We start from the raw sequence: 15,546 nt of genomic DNA on the forward strand, positions 1-15,546 counted from the left end.
GGTTAAACGCTGACCGGGAACGAATATCCACGTATCGTAGAGCAGGCAGAGCCGAGAACGCTAAAATTCTGCAGCCATCGGTATTAGCTCGCCTGACAGGGTCCAAGCCCCCGAACCCTGTCAGGAAAGCAGACTCTATTCAGGTTCCGTAGTTAATACTTGAACTGCAATCTGAGACAGCCTTTGATTGCTTTCCATCTGCACCAAGAGCAGCCTCACCAAAACTTCCTACATAGACCTGTTCTGCTTGAGCTCTCGGTTTGGAACTGAAGAGGAGAAAATGGGCCAGAGCGGGCAGCAGGACCAATGCTCCCACCATGTTCCACAGGAACATAAAGGCAAGAAGGATCCCCATGTCTGCTTGGTACTTGATCGGCGAGAACACCCACGTCGCAACCCCAAAGGCCAGGGTGAAGCCAGTCAGCAATACAATCTTACCCGTGAAGCGAAGGGCTTGCAGGTAGGCCCTGGACAGGCTTTCCCCCTGACGAAGTTGCGCGAGAAGGATACTCATCACGTAGAGCGCATAATCGACACCGATCCCTACCCCAAGAGCGATGACGGGCAACGTCGAAACCTTCACCCCAATGCCAAGTGCAACCATAAGTGCCTCGCAAAGCACCGATGTCACAATCAACGGCACAATGGCACACAGCGTGGCACGCCAGGACCGGAAGGTAATCAGGCACAGCAGCATCACTGCGGCGTAGACCCAGATGAGCATCTCTCGGTTGGCCTGCTTGACCACGATATTGGTCGCGGCCTCGATGCCTGCGTTGCCGGCCGCCAGCATGAACTGGACGCTCTGGGTATTGTTCTCGACTGCAAATCTTTCAACCTCGTCGACAACCTGAGTGAGCGTATCGGCCTTATGGTCACTGAGGTACACATACAGGGTTAACAGATTGCAAGTATCATTGTATAGGCCGCGAGGGGCGCCTGCCGTGATGGTATTGACCATATTCTGGCTATTTAGCACGTCATACCATTTGGGATTACCCTCATTTAGCGCAACACCAACGGCACGATTCAAGCGAGCCAGGGAGTTGGTTGCCTCTACTCCTGGCAGCTGGCTCAAACGCCACTCCAACTTATCCAGTTTCATCAGCGTATCAACGCGGGCACACGAATTCTCCGGCGTCTTGACCATAACAGCAAGCACATCGCTACTTGCTCCGTAGTGCTCGGTCAGATAAGCCGCATCACGGTTGTAGCGGCTATCCTGCCTCAACTCCGGAGCACCGGGATCCAGATCGCCGATTTTCAAATGCTGGCTGACCAGAAAACCACCGATCAGCAGAGCAACACTGACAGCAACAGCACCCGCCGCCCAAGATCTCCGCGTGAATAAGTCAAGGAAAATCCACAATTTTGGTTGGGACTCACCAGCCTCCTCTGCCAACTCCTCCTTCAGGCTACGTCGGGCAGCTCGCTCGCTCACCCCGATGAAACTAAGAAGAACCGGTAGCAGAATCAGGTTGGTAAAGATCAGTACCGCGACACCAATACTGGAAATTACCGCCAGGCTCTGGATGACATCGATCTTGATGATCATGAGTACAGCAAATCCAACGGCGTCGCACAACAGAGCCATAAGCCCAGCCATGAAAAGGCGTCGGAAGGTGAATCGTGCCGCCACCACACGGTGCATGCCGCGACCGATGTCCTGCATGATTCCATTCATCTTCTGAGCGCCGTGGCTCATGCCGATGGCGAAAACGAGGAATGGCACCAAAACAGAGTACGGATCCAGCTCATACCCCAGCAGTGGAAGTAACCCGAGCTGCCAGACAACGGCAATAAGGGAGCAAACCACGACGAGTAACGTGCTTCGGATGCAACGCGTGAAGCTGAATAACATCACCGACGTGATGACAATAGCAATGGCGAAGAAAATGAGAATCTGCTGCAATCCTTCAATCAGATCCCCCATTACCTTGGCGAAACCAGTGATATGGATACTGATCTTGTCGCTCGAGTACTTGCTGCGTAGTTGCTCAAGCTCTTGGGCCAGCGCCGAATAATTGAGCGCTTTGCCATCAGGGGTACTCGCCAGCAGTGGAACGTACACAATGCTGGATCGCTGGTCCCTTGCGACGATCTGGCCAATTTCATTCGAACGCTCAACATTTCGCTGCAGCGTCTTCAGCGCTTCGGCCGAACCGTCGTATCCCTCCGGAATCACTGGCCCGCCTTCCAGGCCCTCCTCGGTGACTCCGGACCATCTTGTCGTCGGTGTCCACAGCGACTTCATTGCAGCACGGTCGACGCCCGGGATTAGAAAAACCTCATCGCTGATGTGCTGGAGTACCTGCAGGTAATCGCTCTCGTAGATCGATGCGCCATTGGTGGCGACCACGATCCGGACGGCATTGCCGAGCCCAGCAAGCTCACTGCGATTACTCAGGTAGTTGCCGATGTAGGGGTGCTCGACGGGAATCATGCGCTCGAAGCTGGCGTTCAACTGGAGCCGTCCAAGTTGCGCCCCCAACAACAGCGTGACGACCAGGCAGAACAGTAGTACTGCTCGTCGGTGATTGAACAACGCACGCTCTACAATCGAACCAGAACGACGATCGAAATCTGCAAGGCTGGCAACCGGTGGCTGCTGTGTTGTTATATGCATCGTCTTACACTCACTGGTTAACGCTGGATTGCCGGCTCAAAGGCAAGCGAACAACACCTGAGAAGCTGGTAGCGAGAAGATCGCCACCCTGGCCCAGGCCAAGGGAACTCAAAGGCATTCCTATGCTGCGGGTCTCTAGTTGCAGATGTTTGCCATCGTTCTGGCTCGAGAGAAGCTGACCTGCTTGGTTCGCATAGATGATTCGACCGTCGGGAACACGAACCGCAGAGAGGATAGTGACGGGCGCCGGAACCACCGACTCCGACCATGAATCGCCACCATCAGTCGAGGCGTACACAGTGCCACGCAGTCCCGCTAGAACCACATGCTCGGCGCTTTGGGTCACAGCAAACCAACTTCCGTTGTAGCCCGGCTCGAGAAGCTCGAACGACGCGCCGGAGTCGGTCGAACGCAGGAGCAGTCCCTGCTCCCCCGCGATGAAGATCCGATTGCCATTGACGCTGATAGCGTTCAAATGCATTCCCATGGGGTTCTCAAGACGCCCCATCCAGGACGTCCAGCTTTTCCCGCCATCCTCAGTTCCGAAAATGAGGCCGTAAGCACCAAGCACAACACCTCGATGCTCGTCCCAGAAGTGGACTGCCAGCAGAGGTTTGTCAGGACCATCCGAAACCAGTTGTTTCGCAAGGCGAACGCGGCGCTCGTCGCCAGAACTTTGCGCAGCGGACAGCTCCAGCTTCGCCAACTCGACGCCGTCGATCTGCTTCAACCAGGAACGGCCACCATCTATGGAATGGAGGACCACACCAGCATGGCCGATAGCCCAGCCCGATTCCGATGAGGGAAAGCTCACTCCAGTCAGGGTCACAGATACAGGCACACTGGCCTGCTGCCAGTTCTTCCCCCCATCGTCCGAATAGACGGCGATGCCTCTCTCGCCAACCGCGATGTTACGGGCACCGGCTTGCGCGATAGACAGCATGACCGCCTGAGCCGCGAGTGGCGCCTGCAGCGACGGCGTGCTTAATGGATTGGCCTTAGGACTCACAACACTGGCATCGTCCGCGGCGACGCCCAAGCCATAGAGCAATGCCGCGCTAACAAGCAGTAATCTTTTCACTCTCAACCTCCTACAACACGACGATACCCAGCAGCGACACCCGGCCGGATGCCGCTGCGTTACCTCAGGCTCAGCGAACCGCTTCGCCTACCAGGCCGTCAGGCGTGAACACGTTGCTCGAGAATGAAGGCACCACTTCAAACTGGCGGTCAGTCTCGTTGAGGAGGTCGTTGGTGTAGGAAGTTCCCGAAATAAGATCATTAAACCCAAATGTGATCCCCATGGTGGCGGGCACATCTGGCATAACAATCTGGGACATCCACATGGTTTTCCAAAGCTGGCCCTTGGCGTCCCAACGGTCCGCCAGAACACCATTCCAGGTATCCTCATCGAAGTAATACAAGCTTCGCGGTGCCTGGTGGCGCTGCCCCTGTTTCAGGGTTGCCTCGACCACCCAGACCCGGTGCAGCTCCCAGCGCATGACATCAGGGTTGACGTGATGCTCGCCCAATACATCGGCAACTTTCTTCGGCTGAAGGATCTTGTTGCTGTTGTAAGGGATGATCATTTCTTTCTTGCCCACGAGCTTCCAATCGAAGCGCGCGTTCTTGCCGGTGAAAATTTTCAGATCGTCGGTGCTCATCACACCAGCAGTTGCTTGGGTGGGCATATCACAGCAATCGTTGGGCAGCTTGCGCACACGACGTTGGCCAGTCAGATAAACCCAGGTCTGACCGTCACCCGACACGTTGAATCTCGCGACGATCCCCTCTCCTGCACGCACCGGCGGACCATCATTGAGCATGCGAATCATCCAGTAGTCGCCATCGAATTTTTCAAGCGACCCGTTGGGGTTGTAGTAAGGAAATTCGATGTTTCCTTGTGCTGCTACAGTCAGGACGTTCTTACCATTGGCGGTCCCCAGCACCCCCTGCTGCTCGTACTTGTAGGCGACACCTTGCCAACGCAGGAGATGGTTCCACAGTACCTCGACGCCATTCTTGGGAATCGGGAAAGGAATACCGCCATAAGCGCCTTGTGGAACGGCGCCATTGGCAGTCTCGGCAATGCTGGCCCGAGTGGCATTCTTGAGCGTGTTGTCATAAACCCACTGAGGAGCCGCCGCCGTCCGCCGTGTCGGATAAACATCGATACGGTAGGTGTCCGGATACTTGGCCAGCATCGCCTTGGCACCATCAGTCAGCTTATCCGCGTATTGATCCAGGTTCTTGGACGTGATGGTGTACAGGGGCTTGTCGCTATTAAACGGATCACCACGGCGCCCGCCATTCTGGAAGCCGGGAATGGGCGTCGTATACCCACCCTTCCAGGCTGGAATGCTGCCGTCAGCGTTACCAGCACGCTCAGCCCCTAGCGGCGTCAGCGTGCTCTTGAGTTGCTCAGCCTCAGTCGCAGAAACAGCAGCTTGTGCTCCATTCACGAGCATCATCGAAATGGCACTCAGCGCAACACGCTGGAAAATTGTCATTGTTTTCATAACGCCTCCAGACTCAGAAGGTGCGGCTCAGGGAGAAGGCAACGAAATCGCGATCCTTCAAGCTCTGGCCATAGGAGAAAGAGTTGTCGCTATCGAGGAAGGTCTCGGCGTCACCCATGTAATGGGTGTAGGCCGCGGTGAAACGCCAGACGTCCATGTAAGCGCCATTGATCCCAATGGTCAGATCCCCACCGTTCTCCGGCGGGAACATCCCAGCACCAAGCGCCCGCGAGCTGGAGCCCTTGGGAGAGAAACCGGCGCCAATCGGAATGCTCAGATCCAGCCCCGGAAGCACCTGGCGATACTTCGGCTCTAACAGAAACCGCATCGCGACTGCATCACGGCTAGAGTTGTTGTCGATGACGCCCTGGTGCGTAACCGGGTTGAAAATTTCGCAGTTCTTCTGGCAGCTCAGCACACGGTTCCAGGCTATCTCGCCCAGAACAGTTGCCTCGTTGAAGAGGAAGTTCGGATCCACGCTCCACAGCATCGACAAGTTGACGTGGGCAGTCCGACCCACTGCGTACCCTGGACGGCTGCTGTTGTTCGTGACCTGGGTGCCAAAGGCCTGGCTGAAATCACTGGCATGGCCGCTGCTGGCAAGGTCCTGATCATCCCGCACCGAAGCCTCGATTGCGAGGTTGACCGTGTCGAAGGTACGACTGGCACTCACGCCGTAGGCAGTGATCCCTTCGTGGTAGGCAACGTAGTAACTGGCCGGAAGGAGTGTCGGCGCTCCGCCGGGAGTTACATTCCGCAGGTTGGTGACGAGCTGATGGGACTTGTTATGGAAGCGAACCACGTAGATGCCATAGTCCGTATTCTCACCACGGATTCGAAGCTGAAGCCCCCACTGCCCCGAGTCACGACCCTCCTTGTCCGACAGGCGAGGCGCAACACCTGCCGGCCCGAGCAGCATCTGCTCAGCCCCATCGACGTTGGTATCGATTCCGGAGAAGTAGCTACCCACCGCGGGGATGCGGTTGGGTTCGTAGTGGAACTGGTAGTAAGCACCCAACGTGACTTCCGGAGTCAGTTGAATCTGACCGGAGAACTGCGGAACCGGTCGGATAGCTTCCTTGAACTGAGTGTTGGGCACCGAGATCAGCTTGGTGGCATCGACAGGAGCCATGGCTCCAGCAATGGCGTTGCCACCAAAGAAGAGACTCTCGCCCCAGACCATGCCATGCTGGCCCAGGCGCACTAGACCAGGCATTTCGGCAACATCGAAGCGGGAATAGACGAAAGCATCCAGAAACTCGGCTTTGCGGCCGTGCAAGTCACGCGTCCGAGAGGTAAATTCGTCGAAGCTGGTCGACCGCTGGTTCGGGAATGCACCACCCGCGAATCCCGGGTTATCGTTTTCTTCGTTGTAGACCGTGTCATACCAACCGGCGCCGCTCACCCGGGCCCCGACATTCTGGTATTTCACCTCCAACTCGCTCAGTAGATCAAGGCGATTGCTGATCAGGCCCCGATCAAAGTTTTGATCGCCATCGTCGGCGTTAGGATTAGTCAGCAGCTCCGAGTCTTGTGACTTGACCCTAAACGCGTTGCTGTACTTGACGGTGTTATCCCAAGTCACTTTGAGATCGGGAATCCCCACCTCAAAGTTGGCAGCGAAGACGCTGCCACTCGCCATAAGTCCCGCAAGCGCAACCGATACCGCCAATGGCGAACGAGCCACAGACAGCGCGTCAAGCGGACCACCCTTAGTTTCTGAGCACGCAGTACAGTGGGCGGCCGGCAGGCCTGCCCTGAGATGAAGACATTGCATGGTGTCGTCTCTTTATTGTCATTATTGTAAGAACCGCCGTGTGTCATTGACGACCTCGAGCCGAGGAGTCAATGCCGTGCCCGCCATTGCATCTTCCTTAGTTACTTGCCAATGCAACGATCACGAGACACAAGCCATCCGAATCAGGCAGACCCCCTATAAATCCGGGGCCTGGTGCTTCAATTTCCAGATGCCCTCAAAAAATCTCGAACCTTCGCATATTTCCAGCTAGCGGAAGCCATCAGCGATATAGGCTTACTCGGCACCAACGCGTGCAACAACATAGACAGGGCGCTCGGCATAAATACCTCCTGATGCATTTTTGTGCTGCCTTCTATCTCTGCCTCTAATCAAGACGTTCGGACAGCTTGCATCGAGGTTATCGCTTTGCCGCCCCCCGGTCTTTCAGATTACTGCTGGCGTTTGTGCTTTCTTGCTCAGACTTTGAGGTTGGATTTTTTGCGGGCAGCCTCCTGTTGAGAGGGCATAGCGCCATGGCCAGCTGCCATGGCGCCTTACCTCAGTTCATGCTTTCTCGTCGATAATGGGGTTGCTCAGAGTACCGACCCCACCCACCTCTACCTCGACGGTGTCGCCCGACTTCATCCAAAGCGGCGGATTTCGTTTACCGCCCACACCCCCGGGCGTACCGGTCACGATCACATCGCCCGGCTCAAGCTCGGTGAAGGTGGAGCAGTAGGCAATCAACTGGGGGATCGAGAAGATCATCAGGTGCGCGCTGGTGCGCTGAACCTCCTGACCGTTCAGGCGAGTCACCAGGCTGATATCAGCGCCATCGGCAATTTCATCGCGGGTAACCATCCAGGGTCCGAACCCACCCGTTGCCACGAAATTCTTGCCCGGGATCCACTGATGCGTGTGGCGCTGCCAATCACGGATTGTTCCATCGTTGTACGGCGCATAGCCGGCGACATACTCCCAGGCGTCCGCCTCCGCGATATTGCGACCGCGCTTGGCGATGATGATCGCGATCTCACCCTCGAAGTCGAGCTGTTCGGACACCCGCGGACGAATGATCGGCTGCCCATGGGCCACTTGCGAATTTGCAAAGCGGGCGAAGACCACCGGCTTCTCGGGAACCTCGCGACCGGTTTCGATGCGATGGTCATGATAGTTCGTGCCGATGCAGAAGATTTTCGGCGGATGCGGCACCACTGGGAGTAGTTCCACATCCTCCAGGCGCAGAGCGTCGCCGGCCTGCTCGATCATGGCCGGCAGCTCGGGCAGTGCGTTGTGCTCCAGAGCCACTCGCAACAGGGCATAGCCACTGACTTTACCGAGATCGACAATGCCAGCCTCGGTCAATGCGCCCCAGGACTCCTGACCATTTACACGGAAACTAAGCAGTTTCATTTGGCAGCTCCAAACATTTCCAGGAAGGTTGCGATTGCCTCTTCGGCGATCTTCGAATCCAGGTGTGGAGGCGCGCCCGCTACGCCGACAGCGCCCACACAGTGACCATCCAGCAGTACCGGTACCCCCCCCTCGATCGCGACATGGGGTAACCGCACCATCGAGTAACGCCCCTCGTTCAGCGGCTTCTCGAAGAAGGTGGTTGGGTGACCACCTTCCGCCGAACTACGGGCCTTGTCGAAAGCGCCCTCGGCGCTCATGAGCGGGGCACCATCCATACGCAGCAGTGCTTGCAGATAGGTGCTCGCATCAACGACTGCGATCGAGACCGGAATCTTCATTCTCGAAGCGATCGCTTCAGCGCTATCCGCCAGCTGCTTCGCTTCCTGAAGACTCAGAGACAATTTGCTCAACATGGTCAGACCTTGTTTTCTTCGGGCACGTAGCCCTGGGCGACGAGAAACTCTTCAACGACGCGGTTGTAGTGATCCGGCTCCTCGTAGTACGAGGAGTGCCCAGATTCAGTGAACGTGTAACTTTGGGCGCCAGGGATACAGCGAGCGGCCATCAGGTGCGTTTCCCCGCCCAACAGGCGGTTCTGCACGCCTCCCATCACCATGGTCGGTACGTTGTAGCCGACGAAATCCTCCGGAAGGATTCGCAACTCGGGATCCGTGATGGTGGAGAGGTTGATCTTCTGATTCATCCTCGCGAGCATTTGATACAGGGCAATCAGCTCCGGACGCTCTCGTACGAAGCGTTCCGAGAAGCCCAGATCCTGGGGAGGAACCTTTTCTCCCGCAGCTACGCGACGGAAACGCTCAGATACGACCTCCAGCACTTTGTGGTGAGGACCGTAGGCTGGAGTTGGCGAGCCGGAGAGCACCAACGCCGCAAAACGATCAGGCTCCCGAACCGCCAGAGGCAGTCCGGACCAAGCTCCCATCGACTGGCATACGACGGCGACCTTACCCTCGGGGGCCTCGACATCAAGCAGGCGCGCGAGGTCCTGACTGAACTGTCGCGGATGGAAGGTTTCGGCGTCACAAATCGACCCACCGAAGCCACGCATATCCAGGCAAATCACTCGATAGCGTTTGCTGAAATGCGCAACCTGCTGGAAGAAAACAGTGGCGTTGGCGCCGGCACCATGCACAAACACCAGTGGGCGACCTTCGCCACAAACGTCATAGCGCAACCGCGCACCTGGAACATCAAGAAATGCCATGGGTGGCGCTCCTTATGCCCAAGGGCCGAGGAAAGGAGGCTCGAACCAGGCCGCTCCACCATGAACAATGCTTTCTGGCCACTGCGAGTGAGGCACCGGCAACGTAGTGGGCTTGGGTGCAACTCCATCAAGCCCTACGCGATCCATTCCATAGAAGATTTGGATGGCAACCGTATCGGGCCCTTGAACCCAGAAGCCATAATGGACGCCAGGAGACAGCTCAGCAGGCAGATCCAGAATCCGAACCCCCTGCTTCTCGAGGAACTGACGCGCTTCGATCAGTTGCTGATAGCTAGCGACGGCGAAGCCGCATCCTGCAGCGAAGCCCAGCTGCTCACGCAAGGCTTTCGGGTAAAGCGCCAAAGTATGGTGCTCAGCGCCTGCCCGAAGAAAAGCACACTCATGCCCCAAGACGGAGACGCGCTCGCTGAGCTTGAGCCCGAGGACATTGCAGTAAAAGTCGATTGACGCTTGCAGATCAGCAACGTAGAGCGCCACTCGACCCAAATGTGTCAGTTTGAACGGCTGCGGCATCAAGATGCCTTCGACCTGATACTTGGCCTCGCGACGCTCGCTCCAGCGATAACCACCATCGGCATCTTTGCGCAGCAGAGCATTATCGACTTCGATGTACTCCGGAATTTGCGGCAGTTCAGGCAGCGTCGTGAAACCACGGTCATACATGGTTTCAGGCTTGCTTCGACCATCCCAACCGATCTGCTCCATGCCATAGAAGATCTCGTTTACGTACCCATCCGGGTCGTAGACATATGCATGCCAATTGGAGCCCGGTGTGTCGCGACCTATTCGGCGCAGCTTCGCCTTGCGGTCAAGGAACGAGACCCCTTCAACGACTTCCTGCAGGCTCCCGACCTGCCAGGAGAGCTGGTTCACCACGGCGCCCTTGCGAGCCGGCTCACGGGTATCGATCAAGTTCTGACTGCCGACTACCAGATTGTGGTGATCTGAACCGCAACGAAGGAACCAACCAGTAGCATCGACTTTGGGAAGCGGCTGCTTGAGTCGCGACGTGAAGTCATCGATATCACTGATGTTGAGCCCCAGCTTGCGAGTCAGAAACTCTACGGTTGCCGTGATATCGGGGGAGTGGTAACCGAAGTGACCAATACGGCGAATGCGAAACGGCTGTTCGAGGCGGAGTCCGCCGGTCGTGAAGGTCATGTTTTTCTCCTTAATTGCGTTGCGCTCAGGAAGCCGTTGCCAGCGATGCAGTGCTGTAAAGACGGTCTGCGAGCGACCTCACGAGCGTGTTCAAACGAGTGGCAGTTGCGGCACCAAAGACATAGAAGTCAGGCCGCAGGAGCAGAACCTCGACATCGTGCTGATTGAGGTAGTCGACATACACACCGTCCACATCCTCCACGGCATACTTCGACTGCGAGTCCTCGAAAACCGCGATGGAGCAACCGAGGCTTTCAAGGTATTCAGCTTCCTCCTGTCCCAGGTGCGCAGTCGGATCCTGGCGACACCACAGCTGGAATCCCGAACCCAGCAGCTCATCACCACGCACGGTTTCGCTCCCCTTGCGCAGGCGGCCTTGGGGGGCAAACTCGCCTGCCGGACCGTGCAGTGCGCCTTGAGGGTCGAAGAAAAGCGCTCCCGACTGGAGACTGGGCAGAGCCGGGGGGTGCCCCTCTCCTTTCAGACGCATGTCATGATCCCGCTGAGCTGCCTCTTGCGGATCGACGATATTCACGACTCGAGATAGGCGGTCAGACGCAAGCACGATGGTTGTTACGTGCTGCTCACGCTCTTCACGGTAGGTATCGAGAAGATCTTCATTGCTGCGCCCGGCAAGAACCTCCACCAGCTTCCATCCGAGATTTCGGCCATCGCGAATCGCGGCGCATGCACCTTGCCCCATGTACGGTGGCATGGTGTGTGCTGCGTCGCCGGCTAAGAAGACACGCCCCACTCGCCACTCGGTGGCAATACGAGTCCGATAGTGGTAGACGACCTGGCGAAGAATTCGAACGTCTTCCGGGCCGATGCCATGCTTACGAGCCATGAACTCCCATGCCACCGCCGGATCTGTCATGGCTTCGTCGGTCTCGCCTTCCATGACCCGGAATTCCAAGCGCAGACGCTTGGTCCCAATCGGCATGTACATGTGCGGACGCTCGGGATCCATGAAGATCTTCAGCTTCATGAAGCGCTCCGGGACCGGACGAAGCAGTTCAGCGTCGAAGTTCAACCAGCGCTGATGCATGTCGTAGTCACGCACGCCCAGCCCCAGGTTCTGACGGACGAAGCTGCGGGCGCCATCGGTTCCAACCACGTACTTGGCTCTGATCGTGCGGGGTTTGCCGCTACCTTTCTCCGTAGGAGAAATGATCAGATGAACGCCATTGGCGTCCTGCCACAACTCGGTGGCCTCCCATCCCCTCAGCAAATCGACATTGGGCATCGATTCAACCTTATCGGCGATCGCCTTTTCGAAGTCAGGCTGGAACACCGAAATTCGAGATGGCCACCCGCCCAGCTGACCGTCATAACGAACGATCATGAGGGGATCACCAGCTGCATCGACGAAGTCGCAAGACTCCTGCACCAGCGTCTCGGCCAGAGCACCATCGATGTCGTGGGACGTAGCCTGAAGGGCGCGACATACCTCGCCATCCAAGGTAGTGAGACGTGGCAGCGGATAAGGTTCAGGCCAGCGCTCAACGATCAGAACACGGAATCCCGCCGCTCCGATGGTGGACGCAAGGACCTCTCCGGCAGGGCCATAGCCAACCACAATGGCGTCATAGATCGAATCTTGGTGCGCACAATCACTCTCGGCGCGAACAGCATTTTGGGAGTCGCTCACTTTTTTATCCTTGTATGGCTTTGGTCTGAGGACGTCCTCAGACTAGGCCAAGCAAGTCATTGATTGAAGCGATTCAAAAAATTACCGTCATCACCCACGGTGATTACTCTCTAGCCCCCTCCCATGGCATCAGCCGCTTGCGGAGCATCGGCTCAAAAGCGACCCTCAATCACCGCGACATCTGATCAAACAAACGCACGCGCTGCCTCGAGCAGCCGCTGTTTCATCCACTGATGCGCAGGTAGATTGTTGCTCCTCTGGTGCCAGCTCAGGTGCAGAACCGCATTCGGAACGTCCAGCGGTAGAGGCCGCACCTGGACCTCCTTTCTGGCATCAGGGGTGGTGGCAAAGCGCTCCGGTAGCACCGCAATCAGATCGGAATCCCTCAGTATCTTGGTCACTACCGAGTAGTGGTTGAGGGAGAGACAGACATTTCGCTTGAGCTCCAGGCTGGCCAGTGCATCGTCTATCAAGCTAGGGGCGTCCTCATGCCCTGCCGCATTGATTGCCAGTTGTGGAGCCTCACAGAAATCCGCTAGCGACAGCTTGCGCTCGAGGAGCGGATGCCCGTGCCTGGCGGCAACCACCAGACGATCGCTGAACAAAGGCATCGACTGAAGAACTGCAGCCCGCGGCAGATCGATACTGATTGCAAAATCGACCTCACCACGCATCAGGCGTGCCCCAGTCAGGGCCGGATCATGGGGCACGAAAAACAGCGACGCGTGAGGCGAAAGCTCGTGCACACGCCGATAAAGGTGCGAAGTGAACAGCAATACCGAGATGTCCACCATGGCGATTCGAAATCGCTGCTCCAGGTTGGCGACGTCCACATCCGGAGGGTTCACGGTCCCCCGAAGCTCCACCAAGGCCTTGTGAATCCTCGGCCATAGCTCCATTGCGCGAGGCGTAGGGTCGACTCCACGCGCGGCCTTCACGAACAGCTGGTCCTGAAACTGTCGACGAAGACGATTCAGAGCGTTGCTCACGGCGGCTTGAGTCATATCGAGTCGCTCTGCCGCACGCGTGACATGGCGCTCGGTCATCACGACATCAAAGACATTGAACAGGTTGAAATCCACTCGGGACAGGGGCTGCTGGTCAGGCATTCCGACCTCCTATGTAATCATTCAGGCGAATGACATTAATAGATGTAAACACCTTATTCAATGACGATGGCAGTCATAGAATCTGGGTCAAGCGGTGTCCCCTGCCCCTCCCAGCGCCGGATGCGGCAGTCACTACAACAACAAAAGTGAGCTCCTCATGAAACTCGAACGATTCTGTCGCTACGAGAACGGCCTGCTTGTCATGCTGTTCACCGCAAACGGCCTGATGTTCTTCGACCGCCTTGCCATCAATTTCCTCATGCCTTTCATCCAGGCCGAGTTCTCCCTGAGCAAACTCCAGATCGGAGCATTGAATGCTGCACTGGGGCTGAGCTGGGCTGCCTCCGGCTGGCTGCTAGGGGGCTATGTTGACCGCCGTGAGCAAAAGCGAACCATCCTGGTGTCAGCCGTAGTCCTTTTCTCGGCGGTCTCAATGCTTTCCGGACAAGCCACCAGCTTCATAACCTTGCTGCTCGCCCGAGTTCTGATGGGGGTAGCCGAAGGTCCGGTGCTGCCAGTCAGCCAAGCGTTGATGATCGCCGCCTCCACACCATCGCGCCGCGGCTTCAACATGGGATTCATTCAGGCAGTGTCCACCGGCGTATTTGGTTCGGTGCTCGGCCCCGCCATTCTGATCCCTCTGGCCAGCGCCCTCGGTTGGAGAACGGCCTTTCTACTCGCTGGGATTCCTGGTCTGGTCCTGGCCGTGGTGCTATGGCGATACGTACGGGAACCGTCCCTTGACACGCTGGCCAAGCTCTTCCCTAAAAACATCTCTGAGCGCAATTCGGATAAGCCGCTGCGGAATCAAAACCTGATTCTGAGCATCATCATTGCCTGCCTGTTTCTGACGACCTTTTTCTCAATCACCATCTTCGCTCCGCTCTACCTTTACCAGCAGCGTCAATTCGATAGCTCCACGATGGCACTGATCATGACCGTCCTCGGGATCTCAGCCGTGGTCGGCGGCGCAGTCGTACCTGCAATATCCGACTATGTGGGACGGCGCCTAACTCTTGCCTCGGCAATTCTTCTCACCTCTGCAGCCCCGCTGATCATCGCCTTCGCCAATACAAGTCTGCCGGTCCTGTGCTTGGCCTTGTTCGTGTCCTATCTAGGCATTGGTTGCATGCCAATTTTCCTGGCCACCATCCCTGCGGAGTCAGCGCCAGGTGCTTATGCAAACCGCGCCATCGCCCTCGTTGTGGGTATTGGTGAGGTGGTGGGTGGCTGTCTTTCCCCTCTACTCACCGGGCTTTCTGCTGACGTGCTCGGTCCCACCGCCCCATTTGCCATTGGATTTGCAACAGCAGTCATCGCCGCAGCTGTTGCTCTGCTTCTAAGAGAAACCGCCCCACGCTGTATAGCCAGATCGATCAAGCGATCGGCCTGCACAACCGCCACCGAAATCCACTCTTAACCGCAACGCAATGTGGCTCATCACGAAACGATGCGCTTTCCCAAAACGGAGACTGACATGGATATTGAACTGATCGATCGCCTGACCATTCGTGACCTCGTGGAGAACTGGGCAGTCTGGCGGGATGCTGGCGACTGGGAGCGATTCCAGACGGTCTGGCACGATGACGGGGTAATGATGGCAACTTGGTTCCAGGGCCCCGCTACCGAATTCATTCGCGTGACCAAGGAAGGATGGTCCAAAGGAGTCAGCATCCTGCACTTCCTGGGCGGAACCTCCGTGGAGGTCAAAGGCAATCGAGCCATCGCCCAGACCAAAATGACCATCTCCCAGCGCGGCATGGTTCAGGAGGTGCTGTGCGATGTGGTGTGCACCGGACGCTTCTACGACTTCTTCGAGAAGCGTGACGGCCGCTGGGGTCTGGTGCTGCGTCAACCCATTTACGAGAAGGATCGGATTGACCCTGTCGACCCTTCTGCTCGTCTGGAAATCGATCAAGAGAGCCTTGGGACCTTCCCGCGAGGTTATCAGCACCTTGCCTACATCCAGACCCAGATCGGCTACCAGGTAAAACGCGATATGCCGCAACTCACCGGCAAAGAAGTTGAGGAGCTCTACGCCCGCGGTAGCCAATGGCTGTCCGGCGCCGCGCTGTAGCAA

General features: G+C 57.1%; 12 protein-coding genes. 2 read left to right on the top strand and 10 right to left on the bottom strand.

Annotated features, from left to right (window positions below):
- Positions 1-139: 139 nt before the first annotated feature.
- The 10 genes from LMJ29_RS12995 to LMJ29_RS13040 all read right to left on the bottom strand — a co-directional run bounded on the left by LMJ29_RS12995 (position 140) and on the right by LMJ29_RS13040 (position 13,466).
- Positions 140-2,626 carry an efflux RND transporter permease subunit gene (locus LMJ29_RS12995; protein WP_229605943.1) on the bottom strand — a complete coding sequence of 829 codons (2,487 nt, stop codon included), beginning with the start codon at positions 2,624-2,626 and terminating at the stop codon, positions 140-142.
- 10 nt (positions 2,627-2,636) lie between these two features.
- Complete coding sequence (locus tag LMJ29_RS13000) at positions 2,637-3,707, bottom strand: WD40/YVTN/BNR-like repeat-containing protein (RefSeq protein WP_229605944.1); 1,071 nt, start codon at positions 3,705-3,707, stop codon at positions 2,637-2,639.
- A gap of 70 nt (positions 3,708-3,777) precedes the next feature.
- Positions 3,778-5,136: a DUF1329 domain-containing protein gene (locus LMJ29_RS13005; protein ID WP_229605992.1), complete on the bottom strand. Its 1,359-nt coding sequence runs from the start codon at positions 5,134-5,136 to the stop codon at positions 3,778-3,780.
- A 22-nt stretch (positions 5,137-5,158) separates the two neighbouring features.
- Positions 5,159-6,922, bottom strand: coding sequence for a DUF1302 domain-containing protein (locus LMJ29_RS13010; protein ID WP_229605945.1), 1,764 nt, complete (start codon positions 6,920-6,922; stop codon positions 5,159-5,161).
- Positions 6,923-7,447: 525 nt separating this feature from the next.
- Positions 7,448-8,296 carry a fumarylacetoacetate hydrolase family protein gene (locus LMJ29_RS13015; RefSeq protein WP_229605946.1) on the bottom strand — a complete coding sequence of 283 codons (849 nt, stop codon included), beginning with the start codon at positions 8,294-8,296 and terminating at the stop codon, positions 7,448-7,450.
- Positions 8,293-8,712, bottom strand: a complete 420-nt coding sequence (locus LMJ29_RS13020) for a GlcG/HbpS family heme-binding protein (RefSeq protein WP_229605947.1) — start codon at positions 8,710-8,712, stop codon at positions 8,293-8,295. Before LMJ29_RS13020 ends, LMJ29_RS13015 begins: the two co-directional genes overlap by 4 nt.
- Positions 8,713-8,714: 2 nt before the next feature.
- A complete protein-coding gene (locus LMJ29_RS13025; RefSeq protein ID WP_229605948.1) occupies positions 8,715-9,524 on the bottom strand; it encodes an alpha/beta fold hydrolase in 810 nt (269 codons plus the stop codon).
- Positions 9,525-9,536: 12 nt separating this feature from the next.
- Entirely contained in the window at positions 9,537-10,706 is a 1,170-nt protein-coding gene (locus LMJ29_RS13030) for a VOC family protein (protein WP_229605949.1), read from the bottom strand.
- A gap of 25 nt (positions 10,707-10,731) precedes the next feature.
- Positions 10,732-12,357 carry a bifunctional 3-(3-hydroxy-phenyl)propionate/3-hydroxycinnamic acid hydroxylase gene (locus LMJ29_RS13035; RefSeq protein WP_229605950.1) on the bottom strand — a complete coding sequence of 542 codons (1,626 nt, stop codon included), beginning with the start codon at positions 12,355-12,357 and terminating at the stop codon, positions 10,732-10,734.
- 185 nt (positions 12,358-12,542) lie between these two features.
- Entirely contained in the window at positions 12,543-13,466 is a 924-nt protein-coding gene (locus LMJ29_RS13040) for a LysR family transcriptional regulator (protein ID WP_229605951.1), read from the bottom strand.
- Between the two features lie 157 nt (positions 13,467-13,623).
- Between LMJ29_RS13040 and LMJ29_RS13045 the strand changes: the two genes are divergently transcribed.
- Together LMJ29_RS13045 and LMJ29_RS13050 are read left to right on the top strand one after the other, a co-directional pair.
- Positions 13,624-14,886: an MFS transporter gene (locus LMJ29_RS13045; protein WP_229605952.1), complete on the top strand. Its 1,263-nt coding sequence runs from the start codon at positions 13,624-13,626 to the stop codon at positions 14,884-14,886.
- Between the two features lie 57 nt (positions 14,887-14,943).
- On the top strand, positions 14,944-15,543 hold the full coding sequence (locus tag LMJ29_RS13050; protein WP_229605953.1) for a nuclear transport factor 2 family protein: 600 nt from the start codon (positions 14,944-14,946) through the stop codon (positions 15,541-15,543).
- The last annotated feature ends 3 nt before the right edge of the window (positions 15,544-15,546 follow it).

Origin of the sequence: Pseudomonas oryzagri (assembly GCF_020831405.1) — a bacterium.
In the GTDB taxonomy this organism is placed as follows: Bacteria; Pseudomonadota; Gammaproteobacteria; order Pseudomonadales; family Pseudomonadaceae; genus Geopseudomonas; species Geopseudomonas oryzagri.